Source organism: Parapedobacter sp. GCM10030251 (genome assembly GCF_042666505.1).
Taxonomy (GTDB): domain Bacteria; phylum Bacteroidota; class Bacteroidia; order Sphingobacteriales; family Sphingobacteriaceae; genus Parapedobacter.
The window spans coordinates 113,320-128,322 of sequence record NZ_JBHTDN010000005.1 but is presented as its reverse complement, the minus strand read 5'-3'; the positions used below and the strand labels follow the sequence as shown (position 1 = coordinate 128,322).

General features: G+C 48.2%; 15 protein-coding genes. 7 read left to right on the top strand and 8 right to left on the bottom strand.

The features are described from left to right. Positions 1-97: 97 nt before the first annotated feature. The 5 genes from ACFQRK_RS15485 to ACFQRK_RS15465 all read right to left on the bottom strand — a co-directional run bounded on the left by ACFQRK_RS15485 (position 98) and on the right by ACFQRK_RS15465 (position 5,794). Positions 98-781, bottom strand: a complete 684-nt coding sequence (locus ACFQRK_RS15485) for a LytR/AlgR family response regulator transcription factor (protein ID WP_379008295.1) — start codon at positions 779-781, stop codon at positions 98-100. Further along, a complete protein-coding gene (locus ACFQRK_RS15480) occupies positions 778-2,259 on the bottom strand; it encodes a TlpA family protein disulfide reductase (RefSeq protein ID WP_379008292.1) in 1,482 nt (493 codons plus the stop codon). The genes ACFQRK_RS15485 and ACFQRK_RS15480 overlap by 4 nt, the downstream gene beginning before the upstream one ends. Positions 2,260-2,284: 25 nt before the next feature. Continuing rightward, a complete protein-coding gene (locus tag ACFQRK_RS15475; protein WP_379008289.1) occupies positions 2,285-3,694 on the bottom strand; it encodes a sensor histidine kinase in 1,410 nt (469 codons plus the stop codon). Positions 3,695-3,786: 92 nt separating this feature from the next. Further along, complete coding sequence (locus tag ACFQRK_RS15470; protein WP_379008287.1) at positions 3,787-4,881, bottom strand: DUF4407 domain-containing protein; 1,095 nt, start codon at positions 4,879-4,881, stop codon at positions 3,787-3,789. Between the two features lie 145 nt (positions 4,882-5,026). Next, positions 5,027-5,794 (bottom strand): NIPSNAP family protein, encoded by a 768-nt coding sequence (locus ACFQRK_RS15465; protein ID WP_379008285.1) that lies wholly within the window; start codon positions 5,792-5,794, stop codon positions 5,027-5,029. 262 nt (positions 5,795-6,056) lie between these two features. On the opposite strand from ACFQRK_RS15465, the gene ACFQRK_RS15460 reads away from it, so the two are divergent. The 5 genes from ACFQRK_RS15460 (at position 6,057) to dusB (ending at position 11,186) form a co-directional block, all read left to right on the top strand. Then, a complete protein-coding gene (locus tag ACFQRK_RS15460) occupies positions 6,057-7,052 on the top strand; it encodes an aldo/keto reductase (RefSeq protein WP_379008282.1) in 996 nt (331 codons plus the stop codon). Between the two features lie 224 nt (positions 7,053-7,276). Then, the gene (locus ACFQRK_RS15455; RefSeq protein WP_379008280.1) at positions 7,277-8,686 is read left to right on the top strand and encodes an anthranilate synthase component I family protein; all 1,410 of its coding nucleotides are present in this window, start codon (positions 7,277-7,279) and stop codon (positions 8,684-8,686) included. Between the two features lie 7 nt (positions 8,687-8,693). After that, entirely contained in the window at positions 8,694-9,338 is a 645-nt protein-coding gene (locus tag ACFQRK_RS15450) for an anthranilate synthase component II (RefSeq protein WP_379008276.1), read from the top strand. Between the two features lie 24 nt (positions 9,339-9,362). Next, positions 9,363-10,145 carry an indole-3-glycerol phosphate synthase TrpC gene (gene trpC / locus ACFQRK_RS15445; protein ID WP_379008274.1) on the top strand — a complete coding sequence of 261 codons (783 nt, stop codon included), beginning with the start codon at positions 9,363-9,365 and terminating at the stop codon, positions 10,143-10,145. 45 nt (positions 10,146-10,190) lie between these two features. Continuing rightward, positions 10,191-11,186 (top strand): tRNA dihydrouridine synthase DusB, encoded by a 996-nt coding sequence (gene dusB, locus ACFQRK_RS15440; protein WP_379008273.1) that lies wholly within the window; start codon positions 10,191-10,193, stop codon positions 11,184-11,186. A gap of 1 nt (position 11,187) precedes the next feature. Here the strand turns inward: dusB and ACFQRK_RS15435 are convergent, their stop codons facing one another. Continuing rightward, positions 11,188-12,678: a lipopolysaccharide biosynthesis protein gene (locus ACFQRK_RS15435; RefSeq protein WP_379008270.1), complete on the bottom strand. Its 1,491-nt coding sequence runs from the start codon at positions 12,676-12,678 to the stop codon at positions 11,188-11,190. A gap of 8 nt (positions 12,679-12,686) precedes the next feature. Then, positions 12,687-12,992, bottom strand: coding sequence for an acylphosphatase (locus ACFQRK_RS15430; RefSeq protein ID WP_379008267.1), 306 nt, complete (start codon positions 12,990-12,992; stop codon positions 12,687-12,689). A gap of 207 nt (positions 12,993-13,199) precedes the next feature. Between ACFQRK_RS15430 and ACFQRK_RS15425 the strand changes: the two genes are divergently transcribed. Further along, positions 13,200-13,583 carry a VOC family protein gene (locus ACFQRK_RS15425; RefSeq protein WP_379008266.1) on the top strand — a complete coding sequence of 128 codons (384 nt, stop codon included), beginning with the start codon at positions 13,200-13,202 and terminating at the stop codon, positions 13,581-13,583. 17 nt (positions 13,584-13,600) lie between these two features. Here ACFQRK_RS15425 and ACFQRK_RS15420 read toward each other — a convergent pair whose 3' ends face one another. Beyond that, on the bottom strand, positions 13,601-14,158 hold the full coding sequence (locus ACFQRK_RS15420) for an AAA family ATPase (RefSeq protein WP_379008264.1): 558 nt from the start codon (positions 14,156-14,158) through the stop codon (positions 13,601-13,603). A 191-nt stretch (positions 14,159-14,349) separates the two neighbouring features. Between ACFQRK_RS15420 and ACFQRK_RS15415 the strand changes: the two genes are divergently transcribed. Further along, a complete protein-coding gene (locus tag ACFQRK_RS15415) occupies positions 14,350-15,003 on the top strand; it encodes an HAD family hydrolase (protein ID WP_379008261.1) in 654 nt (217 codons plus the stop codon).

The following is a 15,003-nucleotide window of genomic DNA, read 5'->3' as shown; positions in this document are numbered from 1 at the left end:
AAATATAACGCTAAGATTATAAGTGTCTTGTGTGATCTATTTTCGTGGATCTTGTTCGATATCGTGCAGTAGGTGTTCGGAAACGGACAGTTTTGAACTAGGCCTTGGCTGAAAGGTTTTTAATCGCTGCCAGGTAAGAGGATCCGATCGGCAGGATGCTGCCGTTTACGGCAAGTTGGTGGCGTTCGATTTTTTCTACCTTGTCTATGGCGGCAATGAACGAACGATGGATCCGAACGAATCGATCCGTGGGCAATAGTACTTCACATTCAGTAATGGTCATCCGGCTCAATACGTGGCGGTTACCAAGGACGAAGTTGACATAATTGCCTGTAGCCTCGAGGTAATCGATGTCTTCGAAATTCACCTTAACCTGATCGTACCCCGTTTTGACAAAGAGGTATGCCTTTGTGCCGTTCGTATCGCGTAATTGAAGCCACTCATGTGCTTTATTGCAGGCTTTTAGAAAACGGGGTAATGAAAATGGTTTAAGCAGATAGTCTACGGCATCGAGTTCGAAACCGGCGACTGCATGCTCGGAATAGGCGGTGGTAAAGACAAGGAGCGGTTTCCTGCTCAGGCTCCTGAAAAATTCGATACCCGATATATCTGGCATTTTGATATCCAAAAAGAGGAGGTCGACAGGCTGTTGCCGCAAGTAATCCATCGCCTCGAAGGCGTTGGTAAAGGTTGCCTGAAGTTCCAAAAAGGGCACCTTTGCTGCATGGTTGCGTACCACGTCAAGCGCAATGGGTTCGTCATCTATGGCAATGGCCGTCACTTACGGATGTAATTTTCAATCTGTACATACAAGGCCTCTTTCTTGCTCGGCCTTTTAACGGATTCGTCCACTAAATTACCATTTTTATCAAATAAAAAATAACTGGGATACCGACCATGCAAGTTTTTATCATGAGGGAGTAATTCGTTCCATATGGGCTGGATATCCAAGTTGTTTTTGCGCAGGTGGACGCCCGTTATGCCATTCACTTGAATGTATTCGCGCCACCGGGCGTCTTTATTGTCGTCATCCATGTCCAGGTAGACAAAGACAACGGGCTTACCCGCGAAGCGTTCCTTGAGCTGCGGCACATCACGCATCTCCATTTTGCAGGGCCCGCACCATGTTCCCCAGATGTCGAGATACACGACGTTCCCCTTAAATTGCTGTACGAACGTTTTGATGCTCGTGAATGTCCTGTAGTCTTCAGGAACGATAATTTGATCGTTAGCCTTGGACATCCGGTTTGCCAATGACGTTTTTTTGCTTATCAACTCCTTGAGATAGATGCTGTTACTGTAGGACGTTCGTAAATCATCCAGTAAGCATTCGCCTTCGGAAAGATGCCCATCGTGGTAGAACGACCGGATTTGCTTGGCGAGGTATTCCTCCGCTGTTTGCGCATCAAATGCATGCTTGACAGCAAGCCAGTCGATATATGCCTTTCCATTTCGTTCATAGACCGCATTCAGGCTGTCAAAGTTGCTTATACCATATACCGAGTCCAATAATTCGGCAAACCGAGTCGGATTATCCCGGTTAGCAAATACGCGGGTCTCCAAGAAGCCCACGTACGTATCGATAAAGGCATAATACATCGGGCCGCGCAGATACGATCTGGGCTGTGGCTTTTCTCCTTCCATTCCATCCAGGATAAATTTGCTCCATACCTCTTGGGGCCACTTCGCCGTTCGCACATACAAGTCGAGATAAACCAGGAATTGATCATGAAGCTCGGCCTTTAAAAACTCTTTTTCATGGCTATTCAATGCGCTGGCATCAATCTGCATCGCCTTCGCCTTAAATTGGACTGCATAGGGCCGGATTACACTGTCGAGCACCGCGTTGGCACCGACCCGCGTACTCCCGGCATAAAAATCGGGCGCGGTACTCAATTCCAGTTCGTGGAGTAGCCTATTGGGGGTGGCCATCGGGCCACCGAACGTGATTTCGCCGTTGGCGGCGTCCAGTTCGACAGACAAGCCGGTGCCTGGCCTCATCCATAAAAAAGCTTTATGATTTCCCCACCGGAGATACCCTATTTTTTCTTCGGCTAAAGGCAATACCATACCAAAATTTCCCTCTTTATCGGCAACCAAGGGCTTGTTCTCGTCTTCAAAATAACCGAAGACAAACGGTATATTGACGGTTACCGTTTCTCCCGCTGGTAGGTTTTTCACCCGGCCATTCAGGTCAAACTGGGCGTAGGCACACAAGCAGCTATACCAGGCTACGGCAATCGATAGAATTCTTTTCATAATTTTGTTTCTTGATCATCTTCGGTTAGCATTCTATGGTCAAATGCACGAAAAACTCCTGCGTGGTTTCTCGTATCACTAAGTCGTGCCTATCGGGATAGAGCATGGCGAGGCGCTGCTTCACATTTTCCAGCCCAACGCCGGAATGGCGACGCTCCGGATCGGTTTCCGGTTTCCGGTGTATGCTGTTATGAACGTCAAAATACACCTTCCCCTCCGATTCGTACAGGCTGACCTTTATCCACGATTTTTCCTGCAAGCTGATGCCATGTTTGAAGGCATTCTCCACAAACGGGATAAGCAGCATTGGCGCGATATAGGTGCTTTCCAGGGCGTCGTCGATTGTACACTCCACGGTAATCCCTTGCGAGGTAGCCGTTCGCAACAGTTGCAGGTCGATGTAATTGCGGAGGTAATCGATTTCGCGTGCCAGCAGGATGCGGTCTTGGTTGTTTTCATGCAGCATGAAACGCATCATATCGCCCAGCTTCTGAATGCCGGTGGCCGTCCGCTCCGCCTTTTCCTGCAAGGCGGTCCCATACAGGGTGTTGAGGATGTTAAACAAAAAGTGCGGATTGATTTGCGAACGTAGAAAGCTGAGGTCTGCCGAGGTCTGTCCAAGCTCCATTTTGAGGTTTATCAATTGGCTGATACGCGCCTTCTGCCGTTGATATACCAAATTGACCAGTGGCATCATGATCAAGTTAATGCAGATCCACAGCACGAAATACAATTCGTCAGCCGAGCGCATAAAGGCCAAAAAGAATAATCCGAAAGGAATAAAAGCGACGAACGATATCCCGATGGCTATCAAGAAATAGATCATGAAGTTATGCAGCCGTCTTTCCTTTAAGGGCAATAACCAGTAGATATTCAATGCATAAATGAGATAAGCATACGGTATAACCGCCATCCAAAATGCCGCAAGCTTTTCCTCTACCGCCAGCAACATCACAAAAACCACGGTCCCTCCACCCAACACCACTAAACTTTCCTTGCCGATGCGTGTGGCCAGCGTACTGCGTGTATGCTGTAAGTAGCGGATCAGCCGCTTAACGGCTTCGTAGGCAAAAAGCAAGAGAAATGCAAGCGACGCTCCGCCCAGCGATTCACCCCGTTTCAGGTGAACGACAAACTGTCCGCCACTCCACCGGTGATAGTCGCGTACCCAGATGCAGCATGTGAGTCCGAGCCAAACTAAAAAAAAGAGGGCCAGTGTAAAGGCGATGCCCACATCGAGTTTTCGAACTTGAAAAAATGCCGGCGAAATCCATTGGGTAAACGCCAGGTACGCTCCGAAGATAACCGTAGCATAAGCCATCAGGGACGCAGTGTACCGAGCACCCTCCGAATGGACCTGGTTGCTGAAAATAAGTACCAGCACAAAGAGGTAAATCCCCGAGGCTAAGATGATTTCAATGCGATTCAATTTCATGATTGCTTGATTTTCCAGCGAAGAACGGCATAGATTGATGGAGTTACAACAAAATGGGATGAACGGCGGAAGTTAGGGGATGAAATCCGAGATCAGGTCGCTTCGCTTTCCCAAATACGGGATTTTTCCCGTTCCATGTCCGCTTTTACGCGGTCGTTATATATGCCGTCGATAACCGCTATATCCGCGTCGCGTTCGCTGCCGGAGCGGTGGATATCCACCAATTGCCGATCGCGGTTATCGATGTCGTATGCATCGCGGGCACTCATCAGTTTTACGAACACCGGAAGGCATTCAAAGAAGATAAAGAGCAGCATGATGAAGGCAATTGACCAATAATTGGATTCGTTTCGTGTACCGTCGGGATTGTATTTCAGGTTGCCAAGGGCCGCATTGCGATCGGCGAATCCTGCCTTGTTTACGGCACTGTCAAGTTGTTCGCCGGTAAGCAACCGTTCATCAAGCAGCCCCTCAAATTGTTTACGTTGTTGGATGAAGGCTTCCTGCTGCCCAATCCGGCTACGGAGCGTGTCGAGGTATTGCTCTTGTTTATCGAGTTCGGCCTGGCGTTGTTTGGCATAAGGTCCGTATCCCACAATGCCCGACGTTTCCACGGTTTTCTCGCCAAAGGCTTCCATTTTCAGTTTGATGCGATCGGATTTGATGGATGCTTCCAGCGAGTCCCGTTCGGTTTTCAATTCTGCCACCCTGGTTAGTTCGACTGCGTATTTGCTCTCGAAGGCTTTATTAAGCGTATCGATATGAGATCGTTGGCGGTCAAGGTAGGTTGTTCGCAGCTGTTCGCGGATTTCTTTATCGAATACCTTGAGTTCCAGCGGACGCGCGATCACGATACCGATGAGGACAGCCAGCAGGATACGAGGTGTGGCTTGTAGGAATTGCCTGAACCCGGAGGCATTTTTATGGATGCTGGATACAATGTAACGATCCATATTGAAGATGGCCAAACCCCAAAGTAGGCCGAAAAGGAGGGCATATATAACCGAGAACGCGGTTCCGCTGAAAACGAAATATAATGCATATCCTCCTGATAGGGCTGCGAACAGCCCCGTAAAGAAAATTGTGGCTCCAATCCCTACATATTTATTGTGTTCAGCAGGGTATTTCGCCAACGTTGCTTGGTGTACACCGCTGCACCACCAAAAAAATTGCGTCACCTTTTTCATCGTGTCCGAGCTATTCCCATTTAAGACAAACAGATTGCACAATTTGTTACAGCCCGCCTGATTTGATTCAAAGGTAGCAGCCGCGTGATAAATCGGGTAGTCCGAGGGATGAAACCGCTAAAAAGCGGGATGAAACCGACAGTTGTTAAAGATCTGAATAGTCCGTCGGGTACAAAAAAATCTGCTGATTGCGGGATACGTTGTTTTGATATTCAGGTCTGGCGGAAAGCTGCTTCCAGTATGCATCTTTGCCGAAGGCGTCCCAATGTTCATCCCGCGACTGTTTATTTTCGAAAGTGGTAAGATACATGAGGTTGGGCATGCGGCTGCCCGCAATAACTTCTCCGTAGAACACAGCATTGAATCCCAATCGTTTGAACAATCCGATTTCGTCACCCTTGTTAAACATCTCCACTTTGTTTCGGTAATAGGCTTCGGTAGGCCCTTCGTAACTTCTAAGTTCGTAAACACGCTCGGACTTTGGGGACGTAAGGTTGGGAGCCTGGACGTGTGGGCTGTCGGCGAAAGCATTCAACAGAATGGTCTCAATCCGCTCATATGGAGGCTGGTCATAAGAAGCGCTTAAGTAGGCCTTTCCGGCACGTTGGTATAACTTATCCCGCTGCAACCGGTCATCCATTGCTGCGAATTGGTCGTAAGACGAGTAGGGAATAAATACATAAACTAATCGTTCGCCATCCGTTTCTGGCTTAGCAATCGGCTTGAATACACCCACCTTTGATACGCCTGCCCGATGGAGCGCTGGAAGGTACGCGTGCTCCAGGAAGTCATCCAATAAAGCCGATTGCCGCTCAGTTTTCAAGTGATAGATTTTCAGTTGGTAAAAATCACGGCCCTCCACTCGCAGGGCAAACGAACTGACGATAAAAAGTAATACTATGCTAGCTTTCATCCGAAAAAATTTTTTTAGCCGTATGGGCTTCATGGAACTTGGATTTCATCATTCGCCTCTGGTTTCGCGAGGTTTCATCCGAAAATAACAAATCAATTTGGTTGGCAAAATAAATGGATTTATGCGTTATTTACGTAACAATCCTGAAACATTTTCGGTTATCGGCTCTCGTTTTTATTATTGCCGTTGTTCGTGCAGATGTGTTAATTTGCAAATGCGATGCTTATTGGTATACGCACGATTTATTAGTAAATTACAAACTATGCGATACAGAACATTGATTGGAACCGAGCTGGATTTATCGGTCATTACGTTCGGTGCGTGGGCTGCTGGCGGTTGGATGTGGGGTGGCACGGAGCGTAAAGGCGCTGTGGAGGCGATCCGGGCTTCTTACGATTTAGGGGTAAATGCCATTGATACCGCTCCTGTTTATGGGCAGGGTACCAGCGAAGAAATCGTCGGAGAAGCCATCAAAGGCATTCCACGCGACAAGGTATATCTCTTAACCAAGTACGGAATGCGTTGGGATCTGGCGAAGGGGACGCTTGCTTCTCATAGCAAGGATAACTCCGGTAAGGATATCGATATTTATAAATATGCGGGTAAGGAAAGCGTCATCAAAGAATGCGAAGACAGTCTCCGTCGACTGCGGACCGATTACATCGACCTGTATCAGATCCATTGGCCGGATGTTACCACGCCAATACAGGAAACCATGGAAGCTGTGGCCCAGCTGATTGAACAAGGTAAAGTCCGTTATGCAGGTGTGTGCAATTACGACGTCGACCAGCTGATGGAAGCATCGAAGTACGTGGATATTATATCCAATCAGGTGCCTTACAGCATGGTCAAGCGCGGTATCGAGAAAGAAGTAGTTCCCTATTGTCTCGACCAGCAGAAATCGATCTTGGCGTACAGCCCCATGGAGCGGGGTTTGCTTATCGGAAAGATGAAGCCCGGGCATGTTTTCAGCGAAGGAGATCACCGTGCAGGGCTATATTTTTTCAGCGAGGAAAACCTGCGGCGGACAAACGCCTTTCTGGAAACGATTAAGCCGGTTGCAGACGAGAAAGGGATTTCCATGGGGCAACTGGTCCTGTTATGGACCTTGGAACAACCCGGAATTACCATCGCGCTCGTCGGTGCCCGAAATGCCGAGCAGGCCATCCAGAATGCCAAGGCGGCCGATGCTCGCCTGAGCACCGAAGAAATAACGTTCATTTCCACCGAATTGGATAAGCTGGAAGTGATCAAATAGGCCGGATTATTTTTTGCCCAAAAATTTGTTTGCCCAATATTTTTTATATTTTTGCCTTGTATGTTGATGAATACGTTCCACATGGTATCATGGTGGTGGCTCGAAGCGGATAACGTCGGGCCAGTAGGAACAAGTACATATTCCTAATCAACCAAGGCTTTGGAATATTTAGCCCGACGTTTCTAAAAATCCGTCGGGTTTTTTTTGTTACTATAGATTGAGATATGACATATCGATTTAAAACTACGTACAAACAGTTGCTGGCTGATACAACCACGCCGGTAAGTACTTATCTCCGGCTTCGCGATGTATTCCCGAACAGCCTGCTATTGGAGAGTTCGGACTACCACAGCCGCGAAAACAACATGAGTTATATTTGCTGCGAGCCGATAGCCGGCATCCGGTTGGATCGTCACGTTCTGGAAATACAGTATCCCCAGTGTAAGCCCGAACAAAAACCGGCGCTAGGCATCAACCTTCGGGAAGAAGTATCTCGGTTCAGGAACGCGTTTCAGGAAGCGGATGATTTGGATTTCAGGTTTATTTCCAACGGACTTTTCGGATTTTTCACTTTTGATACGGTTTCTCATTTTGAGGACATCGAGCTGGTAAGTCCGCCCGACCCAAACCGGGATATTCCCCATTTGCAATACCATGTATATCGGTATGTGATTGCGATTGACCATTTCCGCAATCAGCTCTACATTTTTGAACACCAACTCGAAAATGAAGTACGCCCATCCGGATTGGAAAAAATGCAATACCTTATTCAAAACAAGAATTTTCCTGAGTACAGCTTTTCTCTCAATGGAGCGGAGACCTCCAATATGACGGACGAAGGTTTTGAGTCGTTGGTCGTGAAAATGAAAAGCCATATTTTCCGGGGCGATGTCTTCCAGATTGTGCCATCCCGGAGTTTCTCCCGTCCGTTTTTGGGCGACGAGTTCAACGTATACCGCACCCTGAGGTCTGTCAACCCCTCTCCCTACCTGTTTTATTTTGACTACGGTGATTTCAAATTGTTTGGTTCATCGCCGGAGGCTCAATTGACCATACGTAATCGGGAAGCGACCATCTATCCGATTGCAGGTACATTCAAGCGGAGCGGAAATCAGGAACAGGATGAAAAAATAGCTGAGGCATTAAAGGAAGATCCGAAGGAAAATGCTGAACACGTTATGCTGGTGGATCTGGCACGGAACGATCTAAGTCGGCATTGCGAGCGCGTGCACGTTAAATCGTATAAAGAAGCGCAGTATTATTCGCACATTATCCACCTGGTGTCCAAAGTATGCGGGACGTTGAAAGATGGGGTCAATTCATTTGATGTGGTGGGCGATACGTTCCCCGCGGGTACGCTTAGCGGCGCGCCCAAACATATGGCCATGCAACTGATTGATCGGTATGAAAACCAACAACGGAGTTTTTATAGTGGAGCTATCGGTTATATGGGCTTCAACGGAGACTTTAATCACGCCATTATGATACGATCGTTTCTGAGCCGCCACAACACCCTGCATTATCAAGCCGGAGCGGGTATTGTATCGGACTCGGATCCTGAAAAGGAACGCCAGGAAGTAAATAACAAAATCGCCGCATTGCGCAAAGCATTGGAGTTGGCACAAGATATTTAATAGTAACATGAGCAGTTTGCAAAAACCATCACCTGCCATTTTGGTGATCGACAATTACGATTCCTTTACGTTTAATTTGGTGCATCTTTTGCATGAGTGTGGACACGACGCCACGGTATGGCGCAATGACAAGTTTGCGCTGGCCGACGTCGCCGCTTTTGACAAGATCCTCCTGTCGCCGGGACCGGGTATTCCGGAAGAGGCGGGGCTGCTATTGGACGTCATCCGCACGTATGGCAGCTCCAAGAGTATTCTAGGGATCTGTTTGGGCCAGCAAGCCATTGCTGAGGTATACGGAGGGACGCTTTATAATCTGGCCAGGCCTGTGCACGGCACGGCAACACCCATTCGCGTAACCGCTCCAGAAGAGCCGATCTTCAATGGATTGCCGCCGTCTTTTTCTGTGGGTCGATACCATTCCTGGGCGGTTTCGCGCGAGGGGTTTCCGGACTCGCTGTCCATCACCGCAGAGGACGAATACGGAGTTATCATGGCTCTGTCTCATAAAACCCTGGATGTAAAAGGGCTGCAGTTCCATCCCGAATCGGTGCTCACCGTACACGGAAAAGAGATGATCGCCAACTGGCTGGACACCGTGCCTCATCAAAATGATACGAGCCAGACCAACCCACATACACTGTATTCCGCTTAGCGATTCAAACACCTAAGAACGAAAATGACCATTCTGGATAAAATCATCGACAAAAAGAAACAGGAAGTTGAACAGGCAAAGGCTGTTTCGGTAATTGCCGATTTGGAAGCGATGCCCTTGTTTGGAAGATCGTGTTATTCGTTGCATGACTCGATACGTCATCCGGAACGAAACGGTATCATTTCGGAATTTAAGCGGGCTTCTCCCTCCAAAGGCATCATCAATGCCCATTCGCCGGTGGCTGAGGTAGTAAAAGGTTACCAAGCGGCGGGCGTTTCAGCAGTTTCCGTATTGACAGATTCCGAATTTTTTAAGGGCAACCTGGCGGATCTGACCGAGGCCCGCGCGGCATTGCAGCTTCCGTTGCTTCGCAAGGAGTTTATTGTGGACGAGTATCAAATCGTTGAAGCCAAGGCGTACGGGGCGGACATTATCCTGCTGATTGCAGCCGTGCTCGATCCTAAGGAGGTGCAGGTGTTGTCGGCGTTTGCGCAGTCGCTGGGCTTGCATGTGCTGCTGGAAGTACACAATCGGGAGGAACTGGAGCGCAGTATCACCGACAGTGTCGACGCAATCGGTGTAAACAATCGTAACCTGAAGGATTTTTCGGTATCGCTCGATCACTCGTTGGAGCTGGTGGACCTGATTCCCAACCGGTTCATCAAGGTGTCGGAGAGTGGGATCAGCAATCCGGCAACAATCCGTCAGTTGCGCGAAGCAGGTTTCCAGGGGTTCCTCATTGGCGAGAATTTTATGAAGACCGACGACCCGGTACAGGCGATTAGCGAGTTCGTAAAGGCATTGTAATAAGGCGATAAAAAATTTTCCGTATTTTTGCCGCTGGTAACTGGAATGTCTGTTAAAATCGGAAGTAAAATTGATCTGGGTGAATTCCCACTACTCCTTGCACCCATGGAGGATGTAAGCGATCCGCCTTTCCGTTTTGTATGTAAGCAAAACGGAGTGGATATGATGTATACCGAGTTTATTTCCTCTGAAGGACTTATTCGCGATGCCGCCAAGAGCCGCCAAAAACTGGATATATTTGAATACGAGCGACCCATCGGCATCCAGATTTTCGGAAGTGACATCGGCACCATGAGGGAGGCGACCGAAATTGCCAGTCAGGTAAATCCTGACCTCATTGATATCAATTACGGTTGTCCGGTAAAAAATGTGGCTTGTCGGGGTGCCGGGGCGAGTTTATTGCAGGACATCGATAAGATGACGGCCATGACCAAGGCCGTTGTCGAAGCTACCCATTTGCCCGTGACCGTGAAAACACGACTGGGCTGGGATGACAACACCAAAAACGTATACGAAGTGGCCGAACGTCTCCAGGACGTGGGTATCCAGGCGTTGAGTATACATGGCCGTACGCGTTCACAAATGTATAAAGGACAGGCCGACTGGCACCTTATCCGCGAGGTGAAACGGAACCCCCGTATCCGCATTCCGATATTTGGCAACGGGGACGTGGACAGTGTGGAAAAAGCCGCTGCATGGCGTATGGAGTACGAGGTGGATGGCATCATGATTGGCCGTGCTTCTATCGGATATCCGTGGATATTCCGCGAGATCAAGCACTTTTTCCGTACCGGCGAGTACCTGCCCGGCCCATCAATTGCCGAGCGGGTAGCTGTATGTCGCACACATTTGGAAAAATCCGTAGAATGGAAGGGCGAAAAAACCGGCATTTTTGAAATGCGGCGCCACTACGCAAATTATTTTAAAGGTATTTCCCATTTCAAGGAATACCGCATGAAACTGGTTTCCCTCGGCGATATTGCCGACATCCATGCCGTTCTTGACGAGATCAACGAGCAGTTTGAATTGGAGGTAGCTTAGGCTATTTTTTCAAGAGGGCAAATAAAGCTTTGCGCTCCAAAAAAAAGGTTATCCCTGCAAACGCCAAAAAAAGCAGGTTGCCAATAATGACGTGTCGATCAAATACGGTAAATACCAGCCAGCATATGACTACTCCGACTACGATATACGTGAGGTTTTTGCCAACACGGTACGGAATGGGATAGTGGCGCTGCCCCCAAACATACGATAGAATTACCATGCTTCCATAAGCGAGTACCGTTACCCACACCGCACCTTCGTAGCTGTACCGTGGGATGAAAATCAGGTTCAGCACCAGCGTTACAACGGCTCCGATACCGGAAATGTACAAGCCAAAGCGGGTTTGGTCGGTCAGTTTATACCATACCGATAAGTTCATGTAAATTCCGAGCAGCACGTATCCCAGCAGTAGGATGGGCACGATATGCAGTCCGGACCAGTAGAGCGCCTGCTCTGTGTCTTTGCCTTCGATGAAATATTTGAGCCATTCGATGTTTGCAGAGATAGCTACCATGGCCAGTACCGTGGCCATGATGAAGTAATCCATGATTGTCGCATAGACCTTTCGGGCATTTTCGTTTTTAGCATAGCTGAAAAAGAAAGGTTCGGCACCCAGGCGGAACGCCTGGATGGCGATGCTGAGGAATACCGCTATTTTGGACACCGCGCCATAAATTCCGTTGTCCATTTTACCCTTTTCACCCGGCAATAGCAGCGGTATCGCGATTTTATCCAAGTATTCATTGATGATAAACGATATATTAGCTACTAGAATTGGAAAACTGTATGATAGCATATCTACGAGCAATTTGCGCTCCACACGTAGACGGATGGTCCGTATTTCGGGAGTCAGTAGCAGCAGTGTGAGGCCACTGGCCACGATATTGGCGATAAACACATAGCCAAGCCATTCCTGCCGGTACCAGGTGAAATATCCAGATAAGGCGGGCACGTGCCGTAATAGCCAGGGAATTCCAAAGAGGAAAAGCAGATTGACGAGCAATAACGTGCATACATTGATCAATTTCAGGGTGCCGAAACGGATGGGGCGGCCCTGCGCACGGAGTTGTGCAAAGGGGATCACGGCGAGGGCATCCGCGGTGAGGATAATCGCAAAATAGCGAACATATTTCGTATAATCATCATTCTGTTGCCCGTTGTTGAGCCAAGTGGCTATTGGGGTTGAAAATAAGAATACCGTGATGAGGAAAAGGGCCGACGTAAAAAGTGTAACGACAAAGCTGTTGTTGAGTACCTTTTGTTTATTTCCCTCATGCTTCTCCAAATAGCGGAAAAAGGTGGTTTCCATGCCAAATGCCAAGACGGCATTGATCATAGCAGCCCAACCGTACAGCTGGGTGAAGACACCGTATACCGTGGTGGGAAATTGACGCACGAAAAGTGGTGTGAGCACGAAGTTGATGAGCCGAGCGATGATGGTGCTCAACCCATAGATGGCAGTTTGCGTGGCAAATTTCCTGAGTGCAGACAAGTGAGCCGTTATGACGAGGTACGCGATTTCCTGATGACTTCAAAGTTACGATAGTTTTTCATATCGCCTTCAGCGGAAGTTACATTTTCAACCACCGCATTTTCCGGCCCTTCTTGGCACCATTCCAAAAACGATTCGAGCGCAAATGGATCGCCCTCAGCTTCGATAAAGACCGTGCCGTCGGGTTTATTAAAAACGACGCCTTTTATGCCTAGCTGATCCGCTACGGCTTTAGTCGTTAACCGGAAGCACACGCCTTGTACTTTTCCGGATATGACAATATCTAAATGCTTGATTGGTTGTGTCTTATTCATAATGCTGGGTATTCAATTGATTTTTGACAAAGCATTCAAAAACTATCGTTGCCCTTTCACATTTACGGACTCCAAAGGTAGAAAATAAAAATTTAGTAATTTAATGGCGAATTCTTGGGTCTGAAAGGCAGAAGGAACGCAGTCGGCAGCAAATCGCTATGAGGCGGTTAAGGCCACGATCGACAGGAGTCAATAATACGAGAAAAAATGGGAGTAAAGCTAAAGAAAGGAATCGCGGTAATTTTTAATGTAGGCGATATCAATCGCACGGAGCGTTTTTACCGTGACATTTTAGGGATTAACGTCGAGCGTCAATCCGGTGGTAACGAACCGGATTGGCTGCTGGCAAATTTGAGTGATGGAGTTGAATTGCTTTTTTTCCAAGGGCAGGAGACCATCGGACGCTCACCGGTCGTGGTGTTTGAGCTCGAAGAAGGATACATGGAAACCGTATTGGAAAAGTTAGCTAAAGAAGGAGCTGAAATTGTTACGCCGGTCTCCAAAGCCCCGGGGGGTTGGAGTGCGGATATTCTAGATCCGGATGGACATCCGCTCGCATTTTTTCAGTCGGGCGACCTGCCGCTCAGATGACCTGCCGCTCAATTAAATTAACTTTTTGACGATACTTTTTTGATGATAAACTGAGCTCTTTCCCCAATGGGCACCTTTGGTATTTCGATCATCGAATAACCTAGGAGCGTGTACACATTTGCCATGGCCTCATAGGTAGCTTTTGCCTCGTCGAAAGATTGTTTCCGCTCGTTATCCGTAACGTATATCTCCTCCCACGGAGGGGTGATGAATACCTGGGGATGATATCGGAGTTTCCTCGCGGCCGACCATAGGTCATCCTCGACAGGAAGTTTGCACAACGTCAGGTAGCCGATTACGTCGGGAAGCCCTCTGTCGAAGAATGTAATAGTATGGTCATTCCGAGCTTGTTCGTAATCGATCACGGCCCTGTTGAACATTTCCCTAGCGAAACCCTGTCGATCTGCCCATGGCAGTTTGTCGCCCCCCGATTCAAGTTCCGCCTGAATAATGTGCCGACCGGATTCCGGCATATAGGCATATCCCATTTGTCCAAGTTTTTCAATAAGTGAGGTCTTACCCATTCCGGGGCCTCCGGTTACAACGATCGCCTGTTCGTTTATTTGAATATCCATCGGATGCTGCTTTGAATTTTACCAGGGTTGTTTTCACAATTTAGAAATCCCGATCTTACCGTTTCCGCGGTGTATCGACAATAGGCCGGGGTAAGTTGACGCCCAAAGATACGCGTTTAATTTTAGCCGTCAACTTAATTGCGTTGCATATAAAGGTGAATTTGTATAAGTTTACCACGAATTAAACGCAAATGATAAAAAACTGGGAAGCCGTATTGTTTGATATGGACGGAACACTCATCGATTCCGAATGGTTCTATTATAAAGCGTGGCGAGCTGCACTTAAGTCCTATGACTTTGCGCTGGGAAGCGATTTGTGGTTGAATGAGCTGGCTGGAAAAACTGATGGGCAGGCTTTTGAGGTGCTGCGTAAAAATTATGCTTTCACGGCTGACCGGGAGACGTTCTTCGAACAGGTGCGGGGCCACATTGCCGAACAACATGAAAAGGAATTCGTACCCTTAATGCCGGGAGCTATCGATTTGATCCATTTTTTGGACGAGCGAAAGGTTATCATGGCCGTGGTCACTTCCAGTAAGCGTGAGGTCGCCGCCTATCACCTCGAGCGAAACGGGATCAAGCATTTTTTTGCCGTGTTGGTAACGCGCACGGATGTACAGAAACCTAAACCGGACCCGGAGCCCTATTTCCGTTGCCTGGAAGAGCTGGGGCTGGCGCCGGATCGCTGTTTAGTATTGGAAGATTCCGAGACCGGAACGACTGCCGCTAAATCCGCCGGCTTAACCTGTTTCGGTGTGCAGTCACATGAAGCGATCCGACACGCTTTGAACGTAGATCTTGCCTTTGATAATCTGCACGAGGTACGCGAGTTCTTGGAGAAATGA

Coding starts and splice junctions, on each gene's coding strand:
- ACFQRK_RS15455 (WP_379008280.1), top strand. CDS start 7,277: ATGACATATCGATTTAAAACTACGTACAAACAGTTGCTGGCTGATACA.
- ACFQRK_RS15480 (WP_379008292.1), bottom strand. CDS start 2,259: ATGAAAAGAATTCTATCGATTGCCGTAGCCTGGTATAGCTGCTTGTGT.
- ACFQRK_RS15475 (WP_379008289.1), bottom strand. CDS start 3,694: ATGAAATTGAATCGCATTGAAATCATCTTAGCCTCGGGGATTTACCTC.
- ACFQRK_RS15415 (WP_379008261.1), top strand. CDS start 14,350: ATGATAAAAAACTGGGAAGCCGTATTGTTTGATATGGACGGAACACTC.
- dusB (WP_379008273.1), top strand. CDS start 10,191: ATGTCTGTTAAAATCGGAAGTAAAATTGATCTGGGTGAATTCCCACTA.
- ACFQRK_RS15430 (WP_379008267.1), bottom strand. CDS start 12,992: ATGAATAAGACACAACCAATCAAGCATTTAGATATTGTCATATCCGGA.
- ACFQRK_RS15470 (WP_379008287.1), bottom strand. CDS start 4,881: ATGAAAAAGGTGACGCAATTTTTTTGGTGGTGCAGCGGTGTACACCAA.
- ACFQRK_RS15465 (WP_379008285.1), bottom strand. CDS start 5,794: ATGAAAGCTAGCATAGTATTACTTTTTATCGTCAGTTCGTTTGCCCTG.
- trpC (WP_379008274.1), top strand. CDS start 9,363: ATGACCATTCTGGATAAAATCATCGACAAAAAGAAACAGGAAGTTGAA.
- ACFQRK_RS15450 (WP_379008276.1), top strand. CDS start 8,694: ATGAGCAGTTTGCAAAAACCATCACCTGCCATTTTGGTGATCGACAAT.
- ACFQRK_RS15425 (WP_379008266.1), top strand. CDS start 13,200: ATGGGAGTAAAGCTAAAGAAAGGAATCGCGGTAATTTTTAATGTAGGC.
- ACFQRK_RS15460 (WP_379008282.1), top strand. CDS start 6,057: ATGCGATACAGAACATTGATTGGAACCGAGCTGGATTTATCGGTCATT.
- ACFQRK_RS15420 (WP_379008264.1), bottom strand. CDS start 14,158: ATGGATATTCAAATAAACGAACAGGCGATCGTTGTAACCGGAGGCCCC.